Below are 24,067 nucleotides of genomic sequence, written 5' to 3' on the forward strand. Positions count from 1 at the left end.
CCACATTGGAACACACGTGTCCTTCCGCACCCATCCGGAACTGATCGAGCTTGCCAGCCGCGCCCCAAGCCGGAGCCAGTCGCGCTTCGTCCTCCTGACCCTGCTCGCCGGCGCCGCCGCCTACGTCGCCGTACTCGGCGTTGCCGATGCGCCGGTCAGCCCGGCCCTGGGGATCGTCGAGATCCAGGGCGCCGGGCTGGCCATCACCGGCCTGCTCACCGGCCTGATGCTGATCGGCCAGTTGCAGCTGCGCCGCTCGCCGGCCCTGGCCATCCTCGCCTTCGGCTACCTGTTCTCCTCGGTGGCCGCCTGCGCCTACACGCTGCTGTTCCCCGAGTTCATCAGCCTGTTCCAGTCGATCAGCAGCCGGCAGGCGAACGACTGGCTCTACCTCGCATGGCATGGGATATTCTCGGCCTGCGTGCTCGGCTACGCTTTCGCGAACGGCGAACCGTCACGCCGCCAGGTCGTCCTGTTGTCATGCACCCTGCTCATCGTCGTCATCGGATTCGCCATCGGGCCGGACCCGTTCGTCGCTTCCCTTGCCGCGAACCGCGGTGCCGGCGGGGCCTATTTTGCCGGCATCGGAATCGTGCTGGCGTTGTCGATACTGGGCCTCGGCGCGGTGCTGCAAAAGCGGCCGCGCACCCTGCTCGACCTGTGGCTGAGCGTGGTCATGCTGACCTGGGTGTGCGATATCGCGCTGGCGGCCTCCTTCGACAACCAGTCCTTCGATCTCGGCCTCTATGTCGGCAGGCTGGGCAGCCTGCTGGGCTCCCTGTTCCTGCTCGGCGTACTCGGCGCCGAAAACCTCAGCATCCACGCGCGCCTGCGAGCGGCCTTCGACGACATGATCGAAGCGCGGGCGCGCGAAAAATCCAACGAATTGCTGGCGGCCGTCCTGCACCAGCTGCCCGAGGGGGTGTTCGTCTTCGATGGCGATGAGCGCCAGGCCGTCGTCAACGCACGCGGCAAGGCGCTGATCGACGGCGGCCAGTCCGGGATCATGGACATGGTCGTGGCGCAGGCCGACCGCGCGGCCGGACAGGGCGCCTTCGAAGACGAGATCGTGGAACGCGTGGCCGCGGGAGACCGCCGGGTCTTCTCGGTCAGCGGTGCGCCCATCCACACCAGCGACGGAAGCCTGGCCGCGAGGGTGGTGGTCGTGAACGACGTGACCGAGCGGATCGAGGCCGAACGGGCGCAGTGGGAATATCTCGAGCGCCTGCACGCCCTGTTGGAAAACACGCCGCTGGCCGCCATCGAATGGGGCGGCGACCGTATCGTGCGCCGCTGGAGCAAGCGCGCCGAGGAGCTGTTCGGCTGGCCGGCGCCCGAGGTGATCGGCAAACCGATCGATGCCCTCCAGCTCATCCATCCGGGCGACCTCCACATCGTCGACGGCATCATGGCTGCGCTTGTCACCGACGAGGCCGCCTACATCAAGAGTGAAAACCGGAATATCCGGCGCGACGGCACGATCGTGCAATGCGAATGGCATAATTCGGCGCTGCGCGACGAGCAGGGCAGGATCGATGCGATCTTCTCTCTCGCGCTCGATATCACGGAACGCAAGCAGGCGATGGCGCAGTTGACCGAGGCGGATGCGCGCAAGGACGTCTTCATCGCCACGCTCGCCCATGAATTGCGCAACCCGCTGGCGCCGATCGCCAACGCGGCCTCGCTGCTCGTGAGCCAGCATGCCGACCGGGAGCGCGTCGAATGGCTCGCGGCGATGATCGGCCGCCAGAGCGCCCGCATGGGCCGCCTGCTCGACGATCTGCTCGATGTATCGCGTATCGGCCGCGGCAAGATTCAATTGCGGAAGGAGACCATCGACCTGACCGGCCTGGTGCACGAAGCGCTCCAGGTCAGCATGCCGCTCATCGAGGCCGGGCGCCATCGTGTCGAGATCGCCTTGCCGGACGAGCCCGTGTGGGTGCTTGCCGATCCGGTCCGGATCGCACAGCTGATGTCGAACCTGTTGAACAACGCGGCAAAGTACACGTCCGCGGGCGGCCGGATCGAGGTGCGGCTCGAGAAATCGGACGCCCACTGCGTGTTCGCCGTCAGCGACAATGGCATCGGCATCGAGCCGGACATGCTTTCCCAGGTGTTCGAAGCCTTCGTCCAGGTGGGCAGCGCGCGTCACCTGGCGCAGGGAGGATTGGGCATCGGCCTGTCGCTCGCGCGCGGCCTGGCCGAGCTGCATGGCGGCACGCTCACCGCGGCAAGCGAGGGCAAGGACCGCGGCTCCACCTTCACCCTGTGCCTGCCGCTGGCCGGCGGCCGGCGGGATGCGCCCCTGCCGGCCGCCGGGTGCGAACCGGCGGCGAAGCTGGAGGCCAGCGTCCTCGTGGCCGACGATAACGTCGATGCCGCCGAATCCCTGGCCATGCTGCTGCGTGCCCGCGGCGCGGAGGTGGCGGTGGCCTACGACGGCGAGCAGGCTTTGCAGATGTTCGGCGAGAGGCCGGCGGACATCCTGGTTCTCGACCTCGGCATGCCGCATGTCGATGGACTCGAGGTCGCGCGCCGGCTTGCGCGCATCCATCCCAGGCCCTACCTGATCGCCCTGACGGGACGCGGCCGCAAGGAAGACCGCACGGAATCGCTGCTGGCCGGCTTCGACGAACACCTGATCAAGCCGGTCGACCTGGAACGCCTGGCGGCGATCCTGCAGCGTGCTTCCGTGAAGACAAACCGCGCGCGAACTTGAAGCCGGCTTCGAATTTCCTGAACCTCGACATCCGAATTTCCTGATGTTCTTATTGCTTCTGCCGCTATACACTTTGTTGGCAGTTCATAAATAGTTCGTCAGAACAATTCAGAAAGGAACATCGAAATGCGAAGCTTTCCGTTGAAGGCCGTAGGGATTGTGATCGTGCTGGTCCTGCTGGTGGCGCTGGCGCCCTTCGGCACCGTGCCGGCGGGTCACCGGGGGGTGATGACGACCTTCGGCAGCCCGAGCAGCGAGGTACTGAGCGAGGGCATCCACTTCCGCGTGCCGCTGGCGCAGAAGCTCAACCTGGTCAACGTCTCGATCCAGAAGGGCGAGGGCGACGGCGATGCCGCCTCGCGCGACCTGCAGACCGTGCACACCCGCGTGGCGCTGAACTACCACGTCAAGCCGGAAGCCGCCGTGACGGTGTTCCGCGACCTCGGCAACGAGCCGGGCACGCGCATCATCATCCCGTCGGTGCAGGAAGCCGTGAAGGCCGTCACCGCGCGCTTCACGGCCGAGGAGCTGATCGCCAAGCGCACCGATGTGCGCGACCAGATCGTGACCCAGCTGCGCGAACGCCTGGCGCGCCACGGCATCGTGGTGGACGAGTTCTCGATCGTGAACTTCAACTTCTCGCGCTCCTTCAACGAGGCGATCGAAGCCAAGACCACGGCCGAGCAGCTCAAGCTGAAGGCGGAACGCGACCTGCAGCGCATCGAGGTCGAAGCCAAGCAGCGCGTGGCCCAGGCCAGGGCCGAGGCCGAATCGCTGGCCGTGCAGCGCCAGCAGGTGACGCCGGAGCTGATCCGCCTGCGCGAGATGGAGAACCAGCGCCAGGCCATCGAGAAATGGGACGGCAAGCTGCCCAACGTGGCCGGCGGTGCGATCCCCTTCATCAATGTGAGCCCGGCCAAGTAAAGCTTCCATTTTTCCAATACACGGCGGGCGGCGTCGGGCATGATGCCGCTTTGCCATCCAGGAGACGAATATGATCAAGGGATTACGTACCGTGAAGTACCCGGTGTCCGACCTCGGCAAGGCCAAGGCATGGTTCACCGAAGTCTTCGGCAGCGCGCCTTATTTCGACCAGCCTTTCTACGTCGGCTTCGCCATCGGCGGCTTCGAACTCGGCCTGGTGCCGGACGGGACGCCGGGCACGGCGGGCTCGGTGGCGTACTGGGGCGTGGACGATATCGAAGCCGAGTTCGCGCGCATCGTCGGGCTGGGCGCGACCGTGCACGAAGCCATCCAGGAAGTCGGGGAGGGGATCAAGGTGGGCGAGCTGAAGGACCCGTTCGGCAATGTGCTGGGCCTGATCTACAACCCCATATTCAAGGTGGCAGACGTTCGGTAGGGTGGGCACACTGTGCCCACGCGGAAGCCGGCATTACGCAAACGTTCGCGTGGGCACGGAGTGCCCACCCTAGGTACTCTCCGAGCCTACGCGGATGCTCAGGTCCGCTCGCGCTCGACCCGGTTCACGCCGGCCACGCGCCGCAGGTTGCGGATCAGGTGGGCCAGGTGCACACGGTCCTTCACCTGGATGGTGAAGCGCAGCTGGGTCATCATGTGTTCGTCGTCCTCGTCCATGCCCACATAGGTGATGTTGGCGTCGGACTCGCCGATCTCGGCGGCGACCCGGGCGAGGATGCCCTTCTCGTTGTTGATCAGCAGGCGGATGCGGCAGTCGAAGCGGCGGTTCAGCTCCGTGCCCCACTGGACCGCGATCCAGCGGTCCGGCTCCTTGTTGCGCAGGCGCTTGGCCTGCGAGCAGTCGCCGGTATGGACCACCAGGCCCTGGTCGCGGCGCAGCTGGCCGATGATCTGGTCGCCCGGGATCGGCAGGCAGCAGGGCGCCAGCTGCACCGACACGCCTTCGCTGCCGTAGATCGTGACCGGATCCAGTTCCGGCGAGTTGCTCGGCTGGGTAGGCACCGTGTCGACCGGGTTGTCCATCAGGCCGAAGATGTGGCGCGCCACCAGCGCCGGCATGCGCTTGCCGATGCCGATGTCGGCGTACAGCTCCTCCATCGACTTGGCCGAGGATTCGGACAGCAGCTTCTCGATCGTCGTTTGCTGGAGCTCGCCGCGGATGCCCAGCTGGCCCAGTGCCTGCGACAGCAGTTCCTGGCCCAGCTCCACCGATTCGTTCAGGTTGATGGTGCGCAGGTAGTGGCGGATCGCCGAGCGCGCCTTGCCGGTGCGGACGAAAGACAGCCAGGTCGGGCTCGGGCGCGAATCGGGGTCGGTCTCGATCTCGACGATGTCGCCATTGTGCAGCTCGGTGCGCAGCTGGGCCGGCTCGTGGTTGATCTTGACGGACACGGTGTGGTCGCCGATGCCGGTGTGGATCGAGTAGGCGAAGTCGAGCGGGGTTGCGCCGCGGGGCAGGGCGATGATCTTCGACTTCGGCGTGAACACGTACACCGAATCCGGGAACAGGTCGACCTTGACGTGCTCGAGGAACTCGGCCGAGTCGCCGGTCTGCTGCTGGATGTCGAGCAGCGACTGCAGCCAGGCGTGGGTACGCTGCTGCAGATCCGACATGTTCTGGTCGCCGGTCTTGTACAGCCAGTGCGCCGCCACGCCGCTTTCCGCGGTGCGGTGCATTTCCTGGGTGCGGATCTGGAATTCGACCGGGGTGCCGTAGGGGCCGATCAGGGTGGTATGCAGCGACTGGTAGCCGTTGATCTTGCGGATCGCGATGTAGTCCTTGAACTTGCCGGGCATCGGCTTGTACAGGGCATGCAGGGTGCCGAGCGCCACATAACAGTTCGGCACGGTGTCGACGACCACGCGGAAGCCGTACACGTCCAGCACCTGCGAGAACGACAGGTGCTTGTTGCGCATCTTCTTGTAGATGCCGAACAGGGTCTTCTCGCGGCCATAGACTTCGGCATGGATGCCGGCGGCGGCGAGCTGGTTCTTGACGGCGTCGAGGATCTTCTTGACCACTTCGCGGCGGTTGCCGCGCGCGGCCTTGATCGCCTTCGACAGGGTGCGGTAGCGCAGCGGGTACAGGTGCGAGAACGACAGGTCCTGCAGTTCGCGGTAGATGTCGTTCAGGCCGAGCCGGTGCGCGATCGGCACGTAGACTTCCATGGTCTCGCCGGCGATGCGGCGCTTCTTCGCGGGCGCCATCACGCCCAGGGTGCGCATATTGTGCAGGCGGTCGGCCAGCTTGATCAGGATGACCCGCACGTCGGATGCCATGGCCAGCAGCATCTTGCGGAAGTTCTCGGCCTGGGCCTCGACCACGCTCTGGAATTCGATCTTCTCCAGCTTGGACAGGCCGTCGACCAGGTTCGCCACCTGCGGGCCGAAGCGCTCGAGCAGCTCTTCCTTCTTGACGTCCTGGTCCTCGATCACGTCGTGCAGCAGCGCGGCCATGATGGCCTGGGCGTCGAGCTTCCAGTCGGCGCAGATCTCGGCGACGGCGATCGGATGGGAGATATAGGGTTCGCCCGACTTGCGCACCTGGCCGAGGTGCATCTCGTCGGAGAAGCGGTAGGCTTCCTTGACCTTCTTGAGTTCGGCGGGCGTGAGGTATTCGGCCAGCTTGCTGGCCAGGTGGCTGATCGACGCGACGCCAGGAGCAGGCGCCGGTTCGGCTTCCTGTGGCTTTGCAGGCCGGCTGGGCCGGCCTTTGGTAGTGCCTGAGTGGATGGAATCCGGTGGAGACAAAGTCATACTCGAAGAAAATCGGCCGCTGTGGAGAACAGCATATCAGAATAAGTCGGGGTGAGAGCCCGGTTCATGCGGTTGGGCTCTGACCCCGACATAAGACGCTCTTATTCTCGACTCACTGATTCCGGCTCCAAAATCAGTTGGGGTCAGAGCCCAGGCGTGAAAACCGGGCTCTGACCCCTAAAATCCGACCCCTAAAATCAGTTGGGGTCAGAGCCCAAGCGTGAAAACCGGGCTCTGACCCCAATAATTTACATAGGAACCTTTTTCAGCATTTCCAGGCCGACCTTGCCGGCGGCGATTTCACGCAGGGCGATGACGGTCGGCTTGTCCTTGGCCTCGACCTTCGGGGTATGGCCCTGCAGCAGCTGGCGGGCGCGGTAGGTGGCGGCCAGGGTCAGCTGGAAACGGTTCGGGACGTTTTTCAGGCAATCTTCGATGGTGATGCGGGCCATGGTCTACTCCAAAATGATAATCGGTCGAGGTCGATTGGCGTCAGCCAATGACCCCGAAGGGTTTAACTTTGCGGTTGATGCGCGTGGATTCCTAACTGCGCGAACAGCGAAGCATTGCGGGCCGCCTGCTGGGCGAATCGTGCTCGTGTCGCTTTGACAATCGCCTGCAGCTCGGACAGGGCGACGTTGAACTCTTCGTTGATGATAGCATACTCGAACTCGGGAGCGTGAGCGATCTCGCCTCCCGCAGCCAGCAAGCGTCGCGTAATGATGTGCGGTTCGTCGGTGCCGCGCTTGTGCAGCCGCTCTTCCAGCGCCGCGATCGACGGCGGCAGGATGAAGATGCCGGCCGCATCCGGGAACAGCTTCTTCACCTGGCGCGCGCCCTGCCAGTCGATTTCCAGCAGGATGTCGGTGCCGTTCTTCATCTCCTGTTCCACCATCAGGCGGCTGGTGCCGTAGTAATTGCCGTGTACTTCGGCCCACTCCAGGAACTCGCCGCGCTCGGAGCGGGCGACGAAATCCTCGGCGGTGGTGAACTGGTAATGGACGCCATCCTGCTCGCCCGGGCGCGGCGGACGCGTGGTGGTCGAGATCGACAGCTTGATGCCGGGTTCCTGCGCCAGCAGCGCATTGACCAGGGTCGACTTGCCGGCGCCCGACGGGGCCGCGACAATGAAGAGGCTGCCGGAGAAGGCGTTGGTGTGCATGGTTGTTCCTTTGTTACGTGTATTCGATATTCATAATGTCCGTGGGCACGGCGTGCCCACCCTACGAATCGATGTAGGGTGGGCACCCCGTGCCCACGTGCGCCAGGCAAATCATCCCGGCATATAGTCAGTCGGGGTCGGAGCCCACCCGGAAATTCGGGCTCTGCCCCGTTTAGTCAGTCGGGGTCAGAGCCCACCCGTGAAATTCGGGCTCTGACCCGCGATTATTCAAGATTTTGCACCTGCTCCCGCATCTGCTCGATCAGCAGCTTGAGTTCCATCGACGCATCCGCCAGTTCCTTGACCGACGCCTTGGCGCCCAGCGTGTTCGCTTCGCGGTTCAGTTCCTGCATCATGAAGTCCAGGCGCTTGCCGACCTGGCCGCCTTTCTTCAGGATGTGGCGGGTTTCGTTCAGGTGTGCGGTCAGGCGCGACAGCTCCTCGGAGACGTCGATGCGGATGCCGTACAAAGTGACTTCCTGGCGAATTCTCTCGAAGACTTCCTGTCGCGTCAGCACCTGGGGATTGCCGTGGCCGGCCAGGCCCAGCGCGTCCTGCATGCGTTCGACCGCTTTCTGCTGGAACTGCGAGATCACCTGGGGGATCAGCGGCGTGATGCGCTTGACGATGGCTTCCATCGATTCGATGCGCGACAGCAGCATCGCTTCCAGGGCCGCGCCTTCGCGCTGGCGGCTGTCGACGAAGCTGGCCACCACTTTTTTGGTGAGCTCGGCGACGTCCGCCTGCAGCGACTCCTGGCCCACCTGGGCTTCCTCGATCACGCCCGGCCAGCGCAGCAGCTCGGCCACCGTCATCGGGGGAGCGGACACGAAATGGCGCGTGACCTCGCCCTGCAGCCGCGCGAGGTCGGCCAGCAGTTCGTGGTTCAGCACCTGGGAGCCGCTCGTCGCCTTGCGGCCGAACGAGAGGCGGACTTCAACCTTGCCGCGCGTGATCGCAGCCATGATCGCCGCGCGCAGGTCCGGTTCGAGCGCACGGAGCTCGTCGTTGATGCGGAACTGGAGGTCGAGGAAGCGCGAATTGACGCTCTTGATCTCGATCGTGAGGGTACCCGCAGCGCCTTCGCTGGTGGCGACCGCATAACCTGTCATGCTAGAAATGCTCAATGGAGTCCCCGGATAATCAGAGGCCCTGAAGAGCGCCTAACAAAACCTTCATGGCGGCGTTGCATCGTCTCGCCGTACTAGCGTACTGTCTTCGACGAAGCGCCTTGCCCTGAAGATTTTCTTAGGCGCTCTACGCGGCCCGTTTATTCTTTACAAAGCGGTGATTTATCCACACAATCGCCGTGTTACGCAAGGAATACTTTCCCAAATGGCTGCACAAAATAACGCTCCCCTGCCCGACGGGCTGGAAATTGGCGGATATCGCATTGTAAAGAAAATTGCGTCCGGCGGGTTCAGTATTGTTTATCTTGCATATGACGGCGACGGCAATGCGGTCGCGATCAAGGAATACCTGCCCAGCGCCCTGGCGTTGCGCCAGCCCGGCGAGCTGGCCCCGAGCATCTCGAAGGCCAACCTGCCGGTCTTCCGGATCGGCCTGAAGTGCTTCTTCGAAGAGGGCAGGGCGCTGGCGAAGATCGTCCATCCGAACGTGGTGCGGGTGCTGAACTTCTTCCGCGCCAACGACACGGTCTACATGGTAATGGCCTATGAGTCCGGCCATTCGCTGCAGGAGCAGATCTCGCGCCTGCTGGCGAGGGGGCAGCGGGCCAGCGAGGGCTTCATCCGCCAGGCCTTCAAGGGCGTCTGCGGCGGCCTGCGCGAGGTCCATGCGAACAAGCTGCTGCACCTCGACCTGAAGCCCGCCAACATCTACCTGCGTACCGACGGCACCCCGCTGCTGCTGGACTTCGGCGCCGCGCGCCAGACCATCAACACCGACGTACCGACCCTGGCGCCGATGTACACGCCGGGCTTCGCCGCCCCCGAGCTGTATGCGAAAGGCGCCACGCTCGGGCCCTGGACCGACATCTACAGCATCGGCGCCGCGATCTATGCCTGCATGGCCGGGGCGCCGCCGCAGCCGGCCGACCAGCGCCGGGGCGCGGACGAGATGGCGGCCCGCATCGACAAGACCGGCGGGACCTATTCGGCCGAACTGGTGGCGATGGTGAGGGCCTGCCTGGCGATGGACCCGCTGGCGCGCCCGCAGAGCGTGTTCGCGGTGCAGAAGGCGCTGCAAACCGGCGCGCCGGCGCACGCGGCACCGGCACCGCCGCCGGCCGCGGCCGCGGCACAGGAAGCGCCGCTGTCCGGCTGGCGCGGCTTCGTCAACCGCTTCCGCGGCCAGACCTGAAAGGAACCCGATGCAGTTTTCCGTCTACCAGCAGAGCCATATCGGCGGCCGCAAGGTCAACCAGGACCGCATGGGCTACAGCTACACCCGCGAGGCCCTGCTGCTGGTGCTGGCCGACGGCATGGGCGGGCACCAGCGCGGCGAGGTCGCCGCGACCATCGCCCTGCAGACCATGTCGACCCTATTCCGCAACGTGGCCACGCCGTGGGTGAAGAAGCCGGAGCGCTTCCTCGAAGAGGCCTTCATGCAGGCCCATGAAGCGATCCAGCGCTACGCCCGCGAACACGCGATGCCGGACAATCCGCGCACCACCATCGTCGCCTGCCTGGTCCAGCACAACTGCGCCGTGTGGGCCCACTGCGGCGACTCGCGCCTGTACTGGCTGCGGCGCGGCCAGATCCTGGCGCGCACGCGCGACCATTCGCACATCGAACACCTGATCGCCAAGGGCCTGGCCGACCCCACCGAGCGCAACACCCACCCGGACCGCAACAAGCTGTACAGCTGCCTGGGGGCGTCGGCGCCGCCCCGGGTCGAGCTGTCGCGCCAGGCCAGTCTGGAGCCGGGCGACGTCCTGCTGCTCTGCTCTGACGGCCTGTGGGGCGTGCTGCCCGACACCGAGATCGTGCACCAGCTCTCGACCCACACGATCGTGCAGGCGGTGCCGGACATGATCGGCATGGCCACCGCGATCGCCGGCCAGCGCGCCGACAACACCACCGCCCTCGCCATCCAGTGGCAGGGCGCGCACGATGCGCCGTCCGCCGGCGACGACAGCATGGTCTCGACCCTGATGCTGCCGGAAGGCGAGGTCACGACCCGCCTGGCCGAGCATCCCGCCGCCGGCATGGCCGACGACTTCGACGACGAGGACATCGAAAAGGCCATCGCCGAGATCCGCGACGCGATAGAGAAATCATCCCAGCTACTCAAATGACAAGGACTCCAATGAGCTTCACTTCCCGCCCCAGCAACCGTGCCGTCGACCAGCTGCGCACCATCCGCCTGACCCGCCAGTACACCAAGCATGCCGAGGGCTCGGTGCTGATCGAATGCGGCGACACCAAGGTGATCTGCACCGCCAGCATCGAAGACAAGGTACCCGGCTTCCTGAAGGGGAAAGGGCAGGGCTGGATGACGGCGGAATACGGCATGCTGCCGCGCTCGACCCACACCCGCATGGACCGCGAGGCGGCGCGCGGCAAGCAGTCCGGCCGCACCCAGGAGATCCAGCGCCTGATCGGCCGCTCGCTGCGCGCCGCGTTCGACCTGGAAGCCTTCGGCGAGCGCACCCTGCACCTGGACTGCGACGTGATCCAGGCCGACGGCGGCACCCGCACGGCATCGATCACGGGCGCGATGGTGGCGGCCTACGATGCCTTCAACACGCTGGTCGGCCAGGGCCTGCTCGGCGCGGTGCCGGTCAAGCAGTTCGTGGCGGCGGTGTCGGTGGGCGTCTACAAAGGCATGCCGGTGCTCGACCTCGACTACATCGAGGATTCGGACTGCGATACCGACATGAACGTGGTGATGACCGATCTCGGCCATTTCGTCGAAGTGCAGGGCACGGCCGAAGGCGCGGCCTTCTCGCGCGCCGGCATGAACCGCCTGCTCGACCTGGCCGAGCTGGGCATCCGCGAACTGGTGACCGTGCAGAAGCGGGCGCTGGGGCTGGCGGCGTAATCCGAAGGAAAATCAGAGGAACTTCAGCGCCGGCGGCCGCATGCTGTCGATGTCGAAGTTTCGTGAGTCCCGTTCCTGCCAGGGGGTCTATAAAGTCAGGAGCTCGCCTGGTTGACCAATCCGCGGTTCTGCGCCCGGCTCAGCTTCGGGTGCACCACGGGTATCGTCAGCATGGTACTGCCGACCGCCATCAGCAGCAAGGCCGTGAAGGTTTCGCTGGTGATGATCTGCTTGTCGAGCAGGATATTGGCGAAGATGATCTCGATCAGGCCCTTGGTTTGCAGCAGCCAGCCGATGATCGAGGCCTCGCCATCCTTCCACTTGAGGACCTTGCCGGCGATGCGGGCGCCGGCCAGCTTGCCGCCCACCGACGCCAGCAGCAGCAGGCCGCCGACGAAGAACACCTGGTAGCCGCCCAGGTCCCACTTGGTGCGCAGGCCGGTGCTGAGGAAGAATACCGGCATCAGCACCAGCAGCACATTCTTGAACAGGGCGTCGAGCTGGTCCTGGCCGAACCACTCGGCGTCCATCACCACGCCGGCCAGGAAGGCGCCGACCATGAAGTGCAGCCCGGCCCAGTCGGCGCCGAAGGAGCAGGCGATCAGCCAGATCAGGGCGACGTACCAGCGGTCGCTGCGCGGCAGGCGCAGCATCAGGCGGCGGAACAGCACGGTCAACACGGCGAAGGCGACCAGGAAGCCGAGCTGGCGGCCCACGCGTTCCCAGTCGAGCATGATCAGCGCCAGCACGCCCCAGATGGCGACGTCGTCGAGGCTGGCGTAGCGCAGGATGCGCTGGCCCATCGGCTGGCGCAGGATGTCGAGCTTCTCCATCAGCAGCACCAGCACCGGCAGCGCGGTCACGGCGCAACCCATGCCGGTGCCCAGCATGAACTGCCAGGTCGCGGCCTTCGGTCCCATCCAGCCCTCGTAATGGACCAGCAGGAGGGCGGCGCCGCAGCCGAACAGCAGCGGCATGCCGAGCGACAGCCCGGCCGTGGTCATGCTTTCGCGGCGGTGCTGCCAGACCTTCTTGAGGTCGAGTTCCACGCCGGCCAGCATCACGAACAGCATCACCCCCCATTGCGCGATGCCGTTCAGGGTCTTCACGACGTCGGGATTGAAGACGAAGCGGTGGTATTCGGGGAAGAGGGCGCCGACCACCCCCGGTCCCAGCACGATGCCCATGATGATCTGGACGATCACCAGCGGCGCAAAGTAGTCGGTCCTGAAGAGACGCCAGACCAGGTAGGGCGCGACGAAGATCAGCAGCATCGCGAGCAGGAAGATTTCGGTGGTGCTCATGGGTCTCCTCGGGATGACCTAATCATGTAATGACGGGATGCTAGCGAACAATTAACACGATGCAAAGCGATCTGCGGTGAAAATGGGAGCGTTCCCATACGGCCTCTCTGTTTTGATAGGTACGCCGGCCGCATCGTTTATCGCGAAACCACGAAACAGAGGTGGACGAGCGGCGCTTTCGGAACATTCGCCTTGTCGTCGGCGATAATAATTTTGGGAATGACCACTTGAACCGACATTGATGAGAGTGATGAAAAAGAATCCACGTCTCCTGAGTCACGCCGCGATCTCGCTGCTGATGGCCGCCGTCGGCAGCCTCGCACAGGCAACCAACCCGATCGTCCCCGGCTGGTACGCCGATCCGGAAATCCGCATCTTCAAGGGCCGGTACTGGATCTACCCCACGTATTCCGACGACTACGGCAAGCCGGACCGGTCCACCCGCTTCACGGCCGCGCAGGAGAAGATGCGCGCGCAGAAGGACCTGATCTGGGAGCCCTACCTGAAGCAGACCTTCCTCGACGCCTTTTCTTCCCCGGACCTGGTGCACTGGACGAAACATCGCCACGTGCTCGATGTCGAGAACGTCGTCTGGGCCGCCTACGCGGTCTGGGCGCCGTCGGCGATCGAGCACAAGGGCAAGTATTACCTGTTCTTCGGTGCCAACGACATCAAGAGCAATGGTCAGCCCGGCGGCATCGGCGTGGCCGTCAGCGACCGCCCCGAGGGACCGTTCAGGGATGCCCTCGGGAAGCCGCTGATCGGCGAGATCGTCAACGGCGCCCAGCCGATCGACCAGATGGTGTTCAGGGACGACGACGGCCAGATCTACATGTATTACGGCGGCTGGAAGCACGCCAACGTGGTCAGGCTGGCGCCGGACCTGCTGAGCGTGCTGCCTTTCCCGGACGGCACGACCTACAAGGAGATCACGCCCGACCCCGACTACGTCGAAGGCTCCTTCATGGTCAAGCGCAAGGGTGTGTACTACCTGATGTGGTCGGAAGGCGGCTGGACCGGACCGGACTACCGCGTCGCCTATGCGATGGGTTCCTCACCCGTCGGGCCGTTCAAGCGCGTCGGCACGATCCTGGCGCAGGACGGCAAGATCGCCCGCGGCGCGGGGCACCACTCGGTGGTGAACGTGCCGGGCACCGACGACTGGTATATCGTCTATCACCGCCGGCCGCTGGGCGACGACGACGGCCATCACCGCGAGATGGCCATCGACCGGATGATCTTCAATGAGGACGGCACGATCCGGCCGGTGGTCATGAGCAACGAAGGGGTGGCGCCACGCTGTATTGATTGAGGCTATAATGCTCATTGTTAAATTTTTCGAGAGGAAAATAAACAATGTCGCAGGTGCAGCTTCGTAACAACGTGCGTGTCTCCGGTAATGGTCCGGCGACCATGGTATTCGCCCATGGATTCGGCTGCGACCAAACCATGTGGCGCTTCCTCGCCCCGGCCTACGAAGAACGTTTTCGTACGATTTCCTTCGACCTGGTCGGCAGCGGCGGCTCCGACCTGACGGCCTATCACCGCGATAAATACGGCACCCTGCACGGCTATGCCGACGATCTGCTGGAAATCGTCGACGAGTTCGCCACCGGCCCCGTGGTCTTCGTCGGGCATTCCGTCAGCACGATGATCGGCATGCTCGCCACGATCAAGGCGCCGCACAAGTTCAGTGCCCAGATCATGGTCGGACCTTCGCCCTGCTATATCGACGATGGCGACTATGTCGGCGGTTTCAGGCGCGAAGACATCGACGAGTTGCTGGAAACAATGGAAGCAAACTATCTCGGCTGGTCGAGCAGCCTGGCGCCGGCGATCATGGGCGCGCCGGACCGGCCCGAACTGCGAGCCGAGCTGACCAACAGCTTCTGCCGCAACGACCCCGACATCGCCAAGCACTTCGCGCGCGTGACCTTCCTGTCCGACCACCGGAAAGACGTTCCCCTGTCCACGGTGCCGGCGCTGATACTGCAATGCAGCGACGACATGGTGGCGCCCCTCTCGGTCGGCGAGTTCCTGAACCGGAACCTGCCGAACAGCACCTTGCACATCATCGAGAATGTCGGCCATTGCCCGCACATGAGCGCGCCGACCGAGAGTTCGCGCGCCATCGACAACTTCCTGACACAGGCCTTGCGCTGAGCCGTGGCTGATCCTTCCTTCGGTGGCGAGTCCCTCTTCGATCATGCAGCCTGCGCCTTGCTGCTGACCACCGCCGACGGCTTGATACTCAGGGCCAACGGTACTGCCTGTACCTGGCTCGGCTACGAGGAGGAAGAGCTTGTCGGGAAGATTCGCTTACGCGAGTTGCTGCCGGTAGGCGCGCGCCTGTTCTTCAACACGCATTGCCAGCCCATCCTCCAGGTGCAGGGATCGGTCGCCGAGATCCAGGTCGACCTGCGCAACCGGCGCCAGGAGCGCCTGCCCATGCTGATCAATATCGTACGGCAGCAGGAAGGCGACCGGATCGTCGATCACTGGGCCTTGTTCAAGGCCTCCGACCGCCGCGCCTATGAGCGCGAACTGCTATTGGCACGAAAGACCGCGGAAGCCGCTGAAGCCGAACTGAAGAACCTGAACGCGCAACTGTCCGCCACGGACCGCCGCAAGGACGAATTCCTGGCGACCCTGTCGCATGAGCTGCGCAACCCGCTGGCGCCGATGCGCAGCGCGCTCGACGTGTTCAAGCTCAGGTTTGGCCAGGTTGCCGACGATCGGCTACTGCAGGTGTTCGACCGGCAGCTGCGCCATCTGACACGGCTGGTCGACGACCTGATGGAAGTATCGCGCATCACCCAGGGGCGCATGCAGTTGCGCTGCGCACCGGTCGAGTTGTCGGCGCTGGTGCGCAGCGCCACCCACGACCTGGCGGAGACGATGAAGGCGGCGCGGCACACCTTGTGCCTGTTCGTCGAGGACGCGCCGGTCGTGGTGGACGGCGACGCGACCCGCCTTGCCCAGGTGGTCGTCAACCTGCTGACCAATGCCGCCAAGTACACGCCGGACGGCGGCCGCATCGAACTGCACCTGCGCTGCCTTCCCGGGCTGGCCGAGATCCGGGTCTGCGACAACGGTATCGGGATTCCGCCGACGGCGCTTGCCACCGTCTTCGACATGTTCTCGCAGCTCGAGCCGGCGCTGGAACGGGCCAAGGGAGGCCTCGGCATCGGGCTGGCGCTGGTGCGCGGCATCATCGAGCTGCACGGCGGCGGCATTCGGGCCGAAAGCGCCGGCGAAGGGCGGGGAAGCACCTTCATCGTGACCTTGCCGCTGGCGGTCGACGCCGTGTGTCCGGCCGAGCCGGCGCCGGTGGTCTTCGTTCCCGCAAGGATGCGCGTCCTGGTGGTCGACGACAACCAGGACGCGGCCGAGATGCTGTCGATGGCGCTGGAAATGTTTGCCTGCGACGTCGTGGTGGCACATTCGGGGGCGCAGGCGCTGGAACTGATCGGCAACGTCGATCCCGCGCTGGCCCTGCTCGACATCGGCTTGCCCGACATGAACGGATATGAACTGGCGCGGCGCTTGCGTCAATTGCCGGGGGGCGCCGCCAGGACCCTCATTGCCACCACAGGCTGGGGACAACAGAAAGACCGCGAGCGGGCTTTCGAAGCCGGTTTCGACCATCACCTGACCAAGCCGATCGACATCGAGCTGCTGAAACCGCTGTTGCAAGGTGCCGGCAGCGCCTGAGCCTCCACAGCGCTAAAATAACGGCTTCCCCGCGCTTTCCAACAAGACCATGACCCAACGCCTCATCCTTGCCTCGAATAATGCAGGCAAGCTCAAGGAATTTGCCCAGCTGCTGGCCCCGATCGGCTTCGAACTGCATCCGCAGGGCGAATTCAAGGTTCCCGAAGCCGAAGAGCCCTTCGGCACCTTCGTCGAGAACGCCCTGCAGAAGGCCCGCCACGCATCGCGCCTGACCGGCCTGCCGGCGCTGGCCGACGATTCCGGCGTGTGCGTGAACGCCCTCGGCGGCGCGCCCGGCGTGTATTCGGCGCGCTATGCCGGCGAGCCGAAGTCGGACGCCCGCAACAACGAGAAGCTGATCCAGGACCTCGCAAGCCACGCCGACAAGTCCGCCTATTACTACTGTGTGCTGGTCTACGTGCGCCACGCCGACGACCCGCAGCCGGTGATCGCCGACGGCATCTGGCGCGGCCGGATCGTGGATGCGCCGCGCGGCGCCAACGGCTTCGGCTACGACCCTTATTTCCTGATCCCGGAACTGGGCAAGACCACCGCCGAGCTGGAGCCGTTCGAGAAGAACGCGATTTCCCACCGCGGCCAGGCGATCCGCGCCCTGGTCGACAAGCTGAAACTGAAATGATCCCGATTAAACCCGTCGGCAACGGCGTCCCGGCCGGTACCCGCAGTTCGAACGACATGCGTTCCCCGGCCACCGCCGCCCTGCAATACCTGCAGCCCGGTTCCCTGAACCTGGCGGCGCTGCCGCCGCTGTCGCTGTACATCCACTGGCCCTGGTGCGTGCGCAAATGCCCCTATTGCGACTTCAACTCGCACGAGTCGAAGGGCCCGATCCCGGAGCAGGAATACCTGGACGCGCTGCGCGCCGACCTCGAACAGTCGCTGCCGCTGATCTGGGGCCGCAAGATCCACACCGTGTTCATCGGCGGCGGCACGCCCAGCCTGATGTCGGCGGCCGCGCTGGACCGCCTGCTGTCCGACCTGCGCACCCTGCTGCCGCTGGAGATCAATGCCGAGATCACGATGGAAGCGAATCCCGGCACCTTCGAGGCCGAGAAGTTCAAGGCCTACCGCGCCAGCGGCATCAACCGCCTGTCGATCGGCATCCAGAGCTTCAACGGCAGGCACCTGCAGGCCCTGGGCCGCATCCACGACGAGAACGAAGCCCGGCGCGCGGTCGAGATCGCGCAGGCCAACTTCGACAACTTCAACCTCGACCTGATGTTTGCGCTGCCCGGCCAGACATTGGAAGAGGCGCAGCGCGACATCGATACCGCATTGAGCTTCGCGCCGCCCCACCTGTCGCTGTACCACCTGACGATGGAGCCGAACACGGTGTTCGCCAAGTATCCGCCGCAGCTGCCCAGCGACGACGAGAGCGCCGACATCCAGGACATGATCCTCGCGAAGATGGCGGGGGCAGGGTACGAGCACTACGAGGTCTCGGCCTATGCAAAGCCGGGACACCGGGCGCGCCACAACCTGAATTACTGGAGCTTCGGCGACTACCTCGGCATCGGCGCCGGCGCCCACTCCAAGCTGTCCTTCCCGCACCGCGTGCTGCGCCAGGTGCGCTACAAGCAGCCGGCTTCCTTCATCGAGGCGGCGCAAAAGGGCAATGCGGTGAGCGAGGAGCACGAGATCGGACGCGCCGACATGGGCTTCGAGTTCATGCTCAACGCGCTGCGCCTGACCGGCGGCTTCGATCCGAACCTGTTCGGCGAGCGCACCGGCCTGTCCATCACCATGATCGAGAAGGCCCTCAACGAAGCCGAGGCGAAAGGCCTGATCTACCGCGACTTCAAGCTGATCAAGCCGACCGAGCTGGGACAGCGCTTCCTCAACGACCTGCAGGAGATGTTCCTGGCCGACTAGGCGCCGGTCTCAATAGGAGAAGTGCAGGCGCAGCGAGCCGACGTCGACCGGCCCGCGCGCCCGGTTGTAGCCGGGGTTGGCGATGTGCTGGAAGTCCAGCGTCAGCTCTGCGCCCTTCGCGAGCGGCATCTTGTAGTAAGCCTCGGCGATCGATTCCGGGCGGTAGTCGATGCGGCCGTCGCCGATGAAGGCGCCGACGCCGCCGGCCGCCAGGTAGGCGCGATGCGCCGCCGACAGGCCGTTCCTCACCACGGCCAGGCCGAGGCTGTCGCCGGCCCGGCCCCAGGCCGCGCCCTGCAGCGTGACGCCGGCGGAGACGGAACGCTCGATCTCGGCGAAGGCATAGGTCTCCGAGCGTCCGTCGTTCCAGCTGGCGCGTGCGAACAGGCCGGCATTCTCGCCGAGCGCCTGTTCGGCGCTGACCCCGAATCCGATCTTGCTGCGTTCGCGGCGCACCTGGGCCACATCCGGAATATCGCCGCCGGCCGCCGCCAGCGCGTCGCGAAAACCGCCCATGCGCGCGCGGTCGCGGAAAGCCAGCACGCGCAGCTTGCCGGGCTGGCCCAGCAGGGAAGTGGCGCGTTCGACTTCGAGCTGGTCGCCGTAGTGGCGGAAGATGCGCTTGTCGAGCGGCAGGCCGTTCGATTCGGCCGGCATCATGAAGCGCCCGGCGCGTACCGCCCAGGGGCCGTCATGGTATTCGAGGGCCGCGCCCCAGCTGTAGCCGCGGGCGTCGGCCGCGAAGTCCCAGGCGCCGTGCGCCAGCAGGGCCCAGTTCATGAACTGGCTGCGGGCGTCGTGGGCATAGGCGTTGTTGTCGAAGATGTCGCTGACGGCCAGGTTGCCGGCCGTGAGCGCCAGACGCCGGCTGTCGACCGCACCCGCCAGCTGGTTCATGTCCGATTCCACCGCCTGCCGTTCGCCGCCCAGGTTCCAGGTCTGGCGCAGGAACAGGCGCGCGCGGTACAGCGTCGGGTTCGGGCCGCTGGTCTTCTGCTGCTCGCCGTTGCTCATGCCGCCCAGGCCGTGCAGGCCGGAAAATGCCTTGCCCTGCACCAGTTCCGGGTCGAGGTAGAGCTCGCCCCCGGTCCAGGGACGCAGGCCGAAGGCGGCGGTGGCGCTGAAGGAATAGCCGGTCTCGCGCTGCGGCGACAGGCTGTTCGGCCCGCTGTAGGCGGCCGGGAAGGAAGGCTTGAGCTGCCAGACATAGGTGGCCTGGGCGTGGGCGTTCCAGGTTTCTTCCTGCGGCAGTTCGTCGGCGCGTGCGCCCGCCGGGGCCAGCGCCGCCAGCAGCAGCCAGGCGGCGGCATCTTGTTGGGTAGGACGGAACATCGGTATCTCACTTCGTGACAGCGCTCGCATGATAGCCGCCGACGATGGCGGCGTCATGACGGATTCGTCATCCGTGCGTGCTTACAACGACATTACCGAACCGTAATAGTTTCACTGTTCAGCCGCACCTATACTGCATCCCATCCGCACGAGGGCCTTGGGCCCCGCCATCCTTCTTCACACCGCCACACGATCACCATGCACGACCTGAGCGATATCGCCGAGTGGCTGCAAAGCCACGCCATCCATCACGAATCGGCGGTGCACGACACGCTGCCCGACCCCGTATTCCGCGTCAACGGCGAAGCGGCCGTCTCCTTCAGCACCAACAACTACCTGGCCCTGGCCAACCATCCGCGCCTGGTCGATGCCGCCAAGGCCGGCCTCGAGCGCTACGGCGTCGGCAACTGCGAGTCGCGCCTGCTGGGCGGCGACCTGCCGGTGTACCGCGAGCTGGAGCGCCGGCTCGGCGCCCTCAAGCACAAGACCGACGCCGTGCTGTTCGTGACCGGCTACATGACCAATATCGGCGTGCTGTCGACGCTGACCAAGGCCGGCATGCTGGCGCGCCTGCACGGCTACCGCGCCAAGACGCGCCGCAAGTACGCCTATTTCACGGACGAGTACAACCACATCAGCATCCGCGAAGGCATCCTGATGTCGGGCGCCGTGCGCCATACCTACCGCCATGCGGACATGGACCACCTGGAATCGCTGCTCAAGGCGGCCGACGGCTGCAGCCCGATCATCGTCAGCGACGGCGTGTTCAGCATGGAAGGCACGATCGCGCCGCTGCCCGAACTGACCCAGCTGGCCGAGCGCTACGGCGCCATCCTGTACATCGACGATGCCCACGCCACCGGCGTGCTGGGCGCGAACGGCGGCGGCACCTCCGAACACTTCGGCTGCTACAGCCCGACCATCATGCAGATGGGCACCCTGAGCAAGGCGCTCGGCGCGATCGGCGGCTTCGTCGCCCTCGAGCGCGAGATGGCCGACGTGCTGCGCCTGACGAGTTCCGCCTACGGCTTCACCTGCCCGCCGCCGCCGGACCAGGCCAATGCCCTGCTGGCCGCGCTCGACATCCTGCAGGAAGAGCCGGAGCGCCGCGCGCGCCTGTGGGACAACCAGCGCTACTTCGTCGAGCGCATGCGCCCGCTCGGCTACGAGATGACCTCGACCGCCACGCCGATCGTGCCGGTGCTGATCGGCGACGCCGCGCGCTGCCAGCATTTCGCGCGCGAGCTGCGGGCCGAGGGCATGCACGTCGACGCGATCCAGTTCCCGGCGGTGCCGGTGGGCCAGGCGCGCCTGCGCTTCATGCTGAATGCGGCGCATACGCGCGAGCAGATCGACCACGTGGTGTCCGTGATGGCGGGCCTGAGCGCCTGACCTGTCCGCAAATTTCCCTCCTCAAGTGACCGGCTCCTCGGCCGGTTGCGCCGCCGCCGCGGCCAGCGCTTCCTTGCCGGCGAAGCCTCGCTGTTGCAGGAACGCCCAGCTTACCGATCGGTAATGCCGGGCAATCCGAGGCTCGCCTATACTGTCGGTTGCAATCGGCATGCCGCCGCCACCCATTTTTTCTACTGCCATGCCACATTGTCTTGTCATCGAAGACGACGCCGAAACCCGCAGCTACCTGCGCACCGGCCTCGAGTCCGCCGGCTACACCGTGGTCACGCTCGACAATGGCACCGACGGCAGCCGCGAGCTGCGCGCGCGGCGCTGGGACATCGTGGTGCTGGACCGCATGCTGCCCGGCCAGGTCGACGGCGTCGGCATCCTCGAGGAGTTGCGCGGGCGCGGCGACACCACCCCGGTACTGATCCTGAGCGCCCTGAACAGCGTGGACGAGCGTGTGCGCGGCTTGCGCGCCGGCAGCGACGACTACCTGGCCAAGCCCTTCGTCATGTCGGAACTGCTGGCGCGGGTCGCCAACCTGACGCGCCGCGCCAGCTGGTCGCACGAGGTGAGCCAGCTGCAGGTGGCCGACCTGGTTCTCGACCTGCGCACCAACCGCGTCACGCGGCGCGGGGTATCGATCCTGCTGCAGCCGCGCGAGTTCCGCCTGCTGGAATACCTGATGCGCCACGAAGGCCATATCGTCACCCGCACCATGCTGCTGGAAGGGGTGTGGGACTATCACTTCGATCCGCAGACCAATGTGATCGACGTGCAGATCAGCCGCCTGCGCGGCAAGATCGACAAGGATTTCGAGCCGCCGCTCATCCATACGGTGCGCGGGGCCGGCTATGTGCTGAGCGCCTCCGGCTATGGTCCGGCTGCGGCTTAGCCTGCGCGGCTCGATCGTCGCGCGGCTGGCGGTCGGTTATGGCCTGCTGGTCGCGCTGTCGGTGGCCGTACTGTCGACCGTCTTCTACTTCGGCACCGTGGGCGTGTTCGAACGCTCGATGGACAACAAGATCCAGGCCATCGCGCTGCGCCTGGCCTCGGTCTGGAACGAGGGCGGCGACGAGGAACTGGTGCGCCAGATCGACCTGCAGCTGCACGACCGCATCGACAGCGACACCGAACTGGTCGGCCTGCTCGACGCCGGCGGCCATCGGCTGGCCGGCAACCTGCCGCCCTGGGACGGCAAGCCGCCGCAGGGCCAGCTGGTATTCGACCAGATGAAGCGCAAGAAAGGCGTGGTGTCGGCGCGCCTCCTGTCCATGCCGCTCGGCGGCAACTTGCGACTGGTGGTCGGGCGCGACCTCAGCGAACTCGACGCCATCCGCGAGGTGGTCGAGCGCGCACTCCTGATCAGCTCCTCGGTCTCGCTGCTGCTGGCGTTCGCCGGCGCCCTGCTGTTCCGGCGCCTGATCGAGTCCCGGATCGGACGCATCCGGCGCACCGCCGCCCGCATCGCCGCCGGCGAACTGTCGAGCCGCATCGAAGTGCAGGGCAAGGACGAGTTCGCGCGTCTCGGCACCGACATCAACCAGATGCTCGACCGCATCGAATCGCTGATGGAAGGCGTGCGCCATGTGTCGAACTCGATCGCCCACGACTTGCGCACGCCGTTGAGCCGGGTGCGCAGCCGCCTGGAACGCGCGCTTGGCGCCACCGCCGATCCGCAGGCGATGATCGGCGACGCCCGCCTGGCGATCGAGGAGATCGACAACGTGATCGGCCTGTTCGACAAGCTGCTGCAGATCGCGGCCGCCGAGAGCGGGGTCCGGACCAGCTCCTTCGATCCGGTGGACATCGCCGCCATCGCACGCGACATGGCCGAGCTGTACGAAGTCTCCGCCGACGAGCGCGGCATGCTGCTGCGCTATACCGGTCCGGAGGCACTGAGCGTGCGAGGCGACCGCGACCTGCTGGCGACGGCGCTGGCCAGCCTGATCGACAATGCCATCAAGTACGCCCCCGACGGCGCCTGGGTCGACATCGGCGTGCAGGGCGGGCAGGAAGAGGTCGTCGTCTCGGTACGCGATTACGGCCCCGGCGTACCGGAAGCCGATATCGGCAAGCTGTGCGAACGCTTCTACCGCGTCGACCAGAGCCGCCACCTGCCGGGCAACGGTCTCGGCCTGTCGATCGTGACCGCGATCGCCCAGCTGCACGGCGCCGGCCTGCGCCTGCGCAATGCCGGGCCGGGACTGGAAGCCAGCCTGGTATTCCATCATTAGGAGACGAGATGGACGACGACGATTACGACGTACCCAGCCCGCACGAGCACGCGCTGGAAGAAGCCGCCGAGCGCGAGCGCGACGGCCTGGCGCAGAAGGTCGCGCTGATGACGGCGATCCTGTCGACGGTGGGCGCGCTCATCAACTACCAGAGCGGGAACGCGCAGACCGAGGCGATGTTCCTGAAGAACGAGAGCATCCTGAAACAGGCCCAGGCCAGCGACCAGTGGGCCTATTACCAGGCCAAGTCGACCAAGGCGCACATCGCCGATGTCGCCGCGGCGCTGGCCACCGAGCCGGCGCAGCGCCAGCGCTTCGTCGACGAGCGCGACAAGGAAGACCGGGCGCGCATCCAGGTCCAGCGCACGGCGGAGAAGCTGCAGGAGGAATCGCGCAGGCTGGCGGCGGAATCCGACGCCAAGCTGCGGCCGCACGAGCGCCTGGCGCTGGCGCTGAGCTGCGTGCAGATCGCCGTGGCGCTGGCGGCCATCACGGTGCTGACGCGGCGGCGCTGGCTGCTGTGGGGCGTCGGGCTGGCGGCGGTGGCCGGCTTCGGCGCGGCGGCCTCCGCATTTCTCGTTTCTTGACGCTCATTTCTTGACGATGT

22 protein-coding genes are annotated in these 24,067 nt (G+C 65.7%); 15 read left to right on the forward strand and 7 right to left on the reverse strand.

What is annotated here, in order from left to right:
• Positions 1–16 precede the first annotated feature (16 nt).
• The 3 genes from AC1DOQ_RS08580 (at position 17) to AC1DOQ_RS08590 (ending at position 4,079) form a co-directional block, all read left to right on the forward strand.
• Positions 17–2,719 (forward strand): ATP-binding protein, encoded by a 2,703-nt coding sequence (locus tag AC1DOQ_RS08580; protein ID WP_477362168.1) that lies wholly within the window; start codon positions 17–19, stop codon positions 2,717–2,719.
• A 126-nt stretch (positions 2,720–2,845) separates the two neighbouring features.
• On the forward strand, positions 2,846–3,643 hold the full coding sequence (locus AC1DOQ_RS08585; protein ID WP_477362170.1) for a prohibitin family protein: 798 nt from the start codon (positions 2,846–2,848) through the stop codon (positions 3,641–3,643).
• Between the two features lie 70 nt (positions 3,644–3,713).
• Positions 3,714–4,079 (forward strand): VOC family protein, encoded by a 366-nt coding sequence (locus AC1DOQ_RS08590; RefSeq protein WP_477362172.1) that lies wholly within the window; start codon positions 3,714–3,716, stop codon positions 4,077–4,079.
• A gap of 98 nt (positions 4,080–4,177) precedes the next feature.
• On the opposite strand, the gene AC1DOQ_RS08595 is transcribed toward AC1DOQ_RS08590, so the two are convergent.
• The 4 genes from AC1DOQ_RS08595 to AC1DOQ_RS08610 form a co-directional block, all read right to left on the reverse strand.
• Positions 4,178–6,415, reverse strand: a complete 2,238-nt coding sequence (locus AC1DOQ_RS08595; RefSeq protein WP_477362174.1) for a RelA/SpoT family protein — start codon at positions 6,413–6,415, stop codon at positions 4,178–4,180.
• A 248-nt stretch (positions 6,416–6,663) separates the two neighbouring features.
• Positions 6,664–6,867 (reverse strand): DNA-directed RNA polymerase subunit omega, encoded by a 204-nt coding sequence (gene rpoZ, locus AC1DOQ_RS08600; protein WP_090441431.1) that lies wholly within the window; start codon positions 6,865–6,867, stop codon positions 6,664–6,666.
• 62 nt (positions 6,868–6,929) lie between these two features.
• Complete coding sequence (gene gmk, locus AC1DOQ_RS08605; RefSeq protein ID WP_477362176.1) at positions 6,930–7,577, reverse strand: guanylate kinase; 648 nt, start codon at positions 7,575–7,577, stop codon at positions 6,930–6,932.
• A gap of 224 nt (positions 7,578–7,801) precedes the next feature.
• A complete protein-coding gene (locus tag AC1DOQ_RS08610) occupies positions 7,802–8,689 on the reverse strand; it encodes a YicC/YloC family endoribonuclease (protein ID WP_477362178.1) in 888 nt (295 codons plus the stop codon).
• 223 nt (positions 8,690–8,912) lie between these two features.
• Between AC1DOQ_RS08610 and AC1DOQ_RS08615 the strand changes: the two genes are divergently transcribed.
• From AC1DOQ_RS08615 to rph, 3 genes are read left to right on the forward strand one after another with little or no spacing between them, the layout of a single operon-like run.
• Positions 8,913–9,899, forward strand: coding sequence for a serine/threonine protein kinase (locus AC1DOQ_RS08615; protein WP_477362180.1), 987 nt, complete (start codon positions 8,913–8,915; stop codon positions 9,897–9,899).
• 10 nt (positions 9,900–9,909) lie between these two features.
• A complete protein-coding gene (locus tag AC1DOQ_RS08620) occupies positions 9,910–10,836 on the forward strand; it encodes a PP2C family protein-serine/threonine phosphatase (protein WP_477362182.1) in 927 nt (308 codons plus the stop codon).
• Between the two features lie 11 nt (positions 10,837–10,847).
• Positions 10,848–11,582 carry a ribonuclease PH gene (rph, locus tag AC1DOQ_RS08625; protein ID WP_477362183.1) on the forward strand — a complete coding sequence of 245 codons (735 nt, stop codon included), beginning with the start codon at positions 10,848–10,850 and terminating at the stop codon, positions 11,580–11,582.
• Between the two features lie 95 nt (positions 11,583–11,677).
• On the opposite strand, the gene AC1DOQ_RS08630 is transcribed toward rph, so the two are convergent.
• Positions 11,678–12,886, reverse strand: a complete 1,209-nt coding sequence (locus tag AC1DOQ_RS08630; RefSeq protein WP_477362185.1) for a cation:proton antiporter — start codon at positions 12,884–12,886, stop codon at positions 11,678–11,680.
• Positions 12,887–13,136: 250 nt separating this feature from the next.
• Here AC1DOQ_RS08630 and AC1DOQ_RS08635 point away from each other — a divergent pair, with 250 nt between their 5' ends.
• The 5 genes from AC1DOQ_RS08635 to hemW all read left to right on the forward strand — a co-directional run bounded on the left by AC1DOQ_RS08635 (position 13,137) and on the right by hemW (position 18,493).
• Complete coding sequence (locus tag AC1DOQ_RS08635; protein ID WP_477362187.1) at positions 13,137–14,198, forward strand: glycoside hydrolase family 43 protein; 1,062 nt, start codon at positions 13,137–13,139, stop codon at positions 14,196–14,198.
• Positions 14,199–14,299: 101 nt separating this feature from the next.
• Positions 14,300–15,049, forward strand: a complete 750-nt coding sequence (locus tag AC1DOQ_RS08640) for an alpha/beta fold hydrolase (protein ID WP_477362530.1) — start codon at positions 14,300–14,302, stop codon at positions 15,047–15,049.
• Between the two features lie 3 nt (positions 15,050–15,052).
• On the forward strand, positions 15,053–16,600 hold the full coding sequence (locus AC1DOQ_RS08645; RefSeq protein WP_477362189.1) for a hybrid sensor histidine kinase/response regulator: 1,548 nt from the start codon (positions 15,053–15,055) through the stop codon (positions 16,598–16,600).
• Between the two features lie 49 nt (positions 16,601–16,649).
• The gene (gene rdgB, locus AC1DOQ_RS08650) at positions 16,650–17,240 is read left to right on the forward strand and encodes an RdgB/HAM1 family non-canonical purine NTP pyrophosphatase (protein ID WP_477362191.1); all 591 of its coding nucleotides are present in this window, start codon (positions 16,650–16,652) and stop codon (positions 17,238–17,240) included.
• On the forward strand, positions 17,237–18,493 hold the full coding sequence (gene hemW / locus AC1DOQ_RS08655; RefSeq protein WP_477362193.1) for a radical SAM family heme chaperone HemW: 1,257 nt from the start codon (positions 17,237–17,239) through the stop codon (positions 18,491–18,493). The genes rdgB and hemW overlap by 4 nt, the downstream gene beginning before the upstream one ends.
• A 9-nt stretch (positions 18,494–18,502) precedes the next feature.
• Here the strand turns inward: hemW and AC1DOQ_RS08660 are convergent, their stop codons facing one another.
• Entirely contained in the window at positions 18,503–19,825 is a 1,323-nt protein-coding gene (locus tag AC1DOQ_RS08660; protein ID WP_477362195.1) for a carbohydrate porin, read from the reverse strand.
• Between the two features lie 198 nt (positions 19,826–20,023).
• Here AC1DOQ_RS08660 and AC1DOQ_RS08665 point away from each other — a divergent pair, with 198 nt between their 5' ends.
• A complete protein-coding gene (locus AC1DOQ_RS08665; RefSeq protein ID WP_477362197.1) occupies positions 20,024–21,217 on the forward strand; it encodes an aminotransferase class I/II-fold pyridoxal phosphate-dependent enzyme in 1,194 nt (397 codons plus the stop codon).
• A gap of 21 nt (positions 21,218–21,238) precedes the next feature.
• Here the strand turns inward: AC1DOQ_RS08665 and AC1DOQ_RS08670 are convergent, their stop codons facing one another.
• The gene (locus AC1DOQ_RS08670; RefSeq protein WP_477362199.1) at positions 21,239–21,418 is read right to left on the reverse strand and encodes a hypothetical protein; all 180 of its coding nucleotides are present in this window, start codon (positions 21,416–21,418) and stop codon (positions 21,239–21,241) included.
• Between AC1DOQ_RS08670 and AC1DOQ_RS08675 the strand changes: the two genes are divergently transcribed.
• From AC1DOQ_RS08675 to AC1DOQ_RS08685, 3 genes are read left to right on the forward strand one after another with little or no spacing between them, the layout of a single operon-like run.
• On the forward strand, positions 21,417–22,118 hold the full coding sequence (locus tag AC1DOQ_RS08675; protein WP_477362201.1) for a winged helix-turn-helix domain-containing protein: 702 nt from the start codon (positions 21,417–21,419) through the stop codon (positions 22,116–22,118). The genes AC1DOQ_RS08670 and AC1DOQ_RS08675 overlap by 2 nt on opposite strands.
• A complete protein-coding gene (locus AC1DOQ_RS08680) occupies positions 22,099–23,460 on the forward strand; it encodes a sensor histidine kinase (protein WP_477362203.1) in 1,362 nt (453 codons plus the stop codon). Before AC1DOQ_RS08675 ends, AC1DOQ_RS08680 begins: the two co-directional genes overlap by 20 nt.
• An 8-nt stretch (positions 23,461–23,468) precedes the next feature.
• Positions 23,469–24,047 carry a DUF4337 domain-containing protein gene (locus tag AC1DOQ_RS08685; RefSeq protein ID WP_477362205.1) on the forward strand — a complete coding sequence of 193 codons (579 nt, stop codon included), beginning with the start codon at positions 23,469–23,471 and terminating at the stop codon, positions 24,045–24,047.
• Positions 24,048–24,067: the final 20 nt, after the last annotated feature.

It is taken from the genome of Massilia sp. 01N417 (genome assembly GCF_056399645.1).

Bases quoted from the DNA above. Each gene is read 5' to 3' on its own strand.
- AC1DOQ_RS08585 (WP_477362170.1), top strand. From the start codon at position 2,846: ATGCGAAGCTTTCCGTTGAAGGCCGTAGGGATTGTGATCGTGCTGGTC.
- AC1DOQ_RS08590 (WP_477362172.1), top strand. From the start codon at position 3,714: ATGATCAAGGGATTACGTACCGTGAAGTACCCGGTGTCCGACCTCGGC.
- AC1DOQ_RS08595 (WP_477362174.1), bottom strand. From the start codon at position 6,415: ATGACTTTGTCTCCACCGGATTCCATCCACTCAGGCACTACCAAAGGC.
- rpoZ (WP_090441431.1), bottom strand. From the start codon at position 6,867: ATGGCCCGCATCACCATCGAAGATTGCCTGAAAAACGTCCCGAACCGT.
- gmk (WP_477362176.1), bottom strand. From the start codon at position 7,577: ATGCACACCAACGCCTTCTCCGGCAGCCTCTTCATTGTCGCGGCCCCG.
- AC1DOQ_RS08610 (WP_477362178.1), bottom strand. From the start codon at position 8,689: ATGACAGGTTATGCGGTCGCCACCAGCGAAGGCGCTGCGGGTACCCTC.
- AC1DOQ_RS08615 (WP_477362180.1), top strand. From the start codon at position 8,913: ATGGCTGCACAAAATAACGCTCCCCTGCCCGACGGGCTGGAAATTGGC.
- AC1DOQ_RS08620 (WP_477362182.1), top strand. From the start codon at position 9,910: ATGCAGTTTTCCGTCTACCAGCAGAGCCATATCGGCGGCCGCAAGGTC.
- rph (WP_477362183.1), top strand. From the start codon at position 10,848: ATGAGCTTCACTTCCCGCCCCAGCAACCGTGCCGTCGACCAGCTGCGC.
- AC1DOQ_RS08630 (WP_477362185.1), bottom strand. From the start codon at position 12,886: ATGAGCACCACCGAAATCTTCCTGCTCGCGATGCTGCTGATCTTCGTC.
- AC1DOQ_RS08635 (WP_477362187.1), top strand. From the start codon at position 13,137: ATGAAAAAGAATCCACGTCTCCTGAGTCACGCCGCGATCTCGCTGCTG.
- AC1DOQ_RS08640 (WP_477362530.1), top strand. From the start codon at position 14,300: ATGGTATTCGCCCATGGATTCGGCTGCGACCAAACCATGTGGCGCTTC.
- rdgB (WP_477362191.1), top strand. From the start codon at position 16,650: ATGACCCAACGCCTCATCCTTGCCTCGAATAATGCAGGCAAGCTCAAG.
- hemW (WP_477362193.1), top strand. From the start codon at position 17,237: ATGATCCCGATTAAACCCGTCGGCAACGGCGTCCCGGCCGGTACCCGC.
- AC1DOQ_RS08660 (WP_477362195.1), bottom strand. From the start codon at position 19,825: ATGTTCCGTCCTACCCAACAAGATGCCGCCGCCTGGCTGCTGCTGGCG.
- AC1DOQ_RS08665 (WP_477362197.1), top strand. From the start codon at position 20,024: ATGCACGACCTGAGCGATATCGCCGAGTGGCTGCAAAGCCACGCCATC.
- AC1DOQ_RS08675 (WP_477362201.1), top strand. From the start codon at position 21,417: ATGCCACATTGTCTTGTCATCGAAGACGACGCCGAAACCCGCAGCTAC.
- AC1DOQ_RS08670 (WP_477362199.1), bottom strand. From the start codon at position 21,418: ATGGCAGTAGAAAAAATGGGTGGCGGCGGCATGCCGATTGCAACCGAC.
- AC1DOQ_RS08680 (WP_477362203.1), top strand. From the start codon at position 22,099: ATGGTCCGGCTGCGGCTTAGCCTGCGCGGCTCGATCGTCGCGCGGCTG.
- AC1DOQ_RS08685 (WP_477362205.1), top strand. From the start codon at position 23,469: ATGGACGACGACGATTACGACGTACCCAGCCCGCACGAGCACGCGCTG.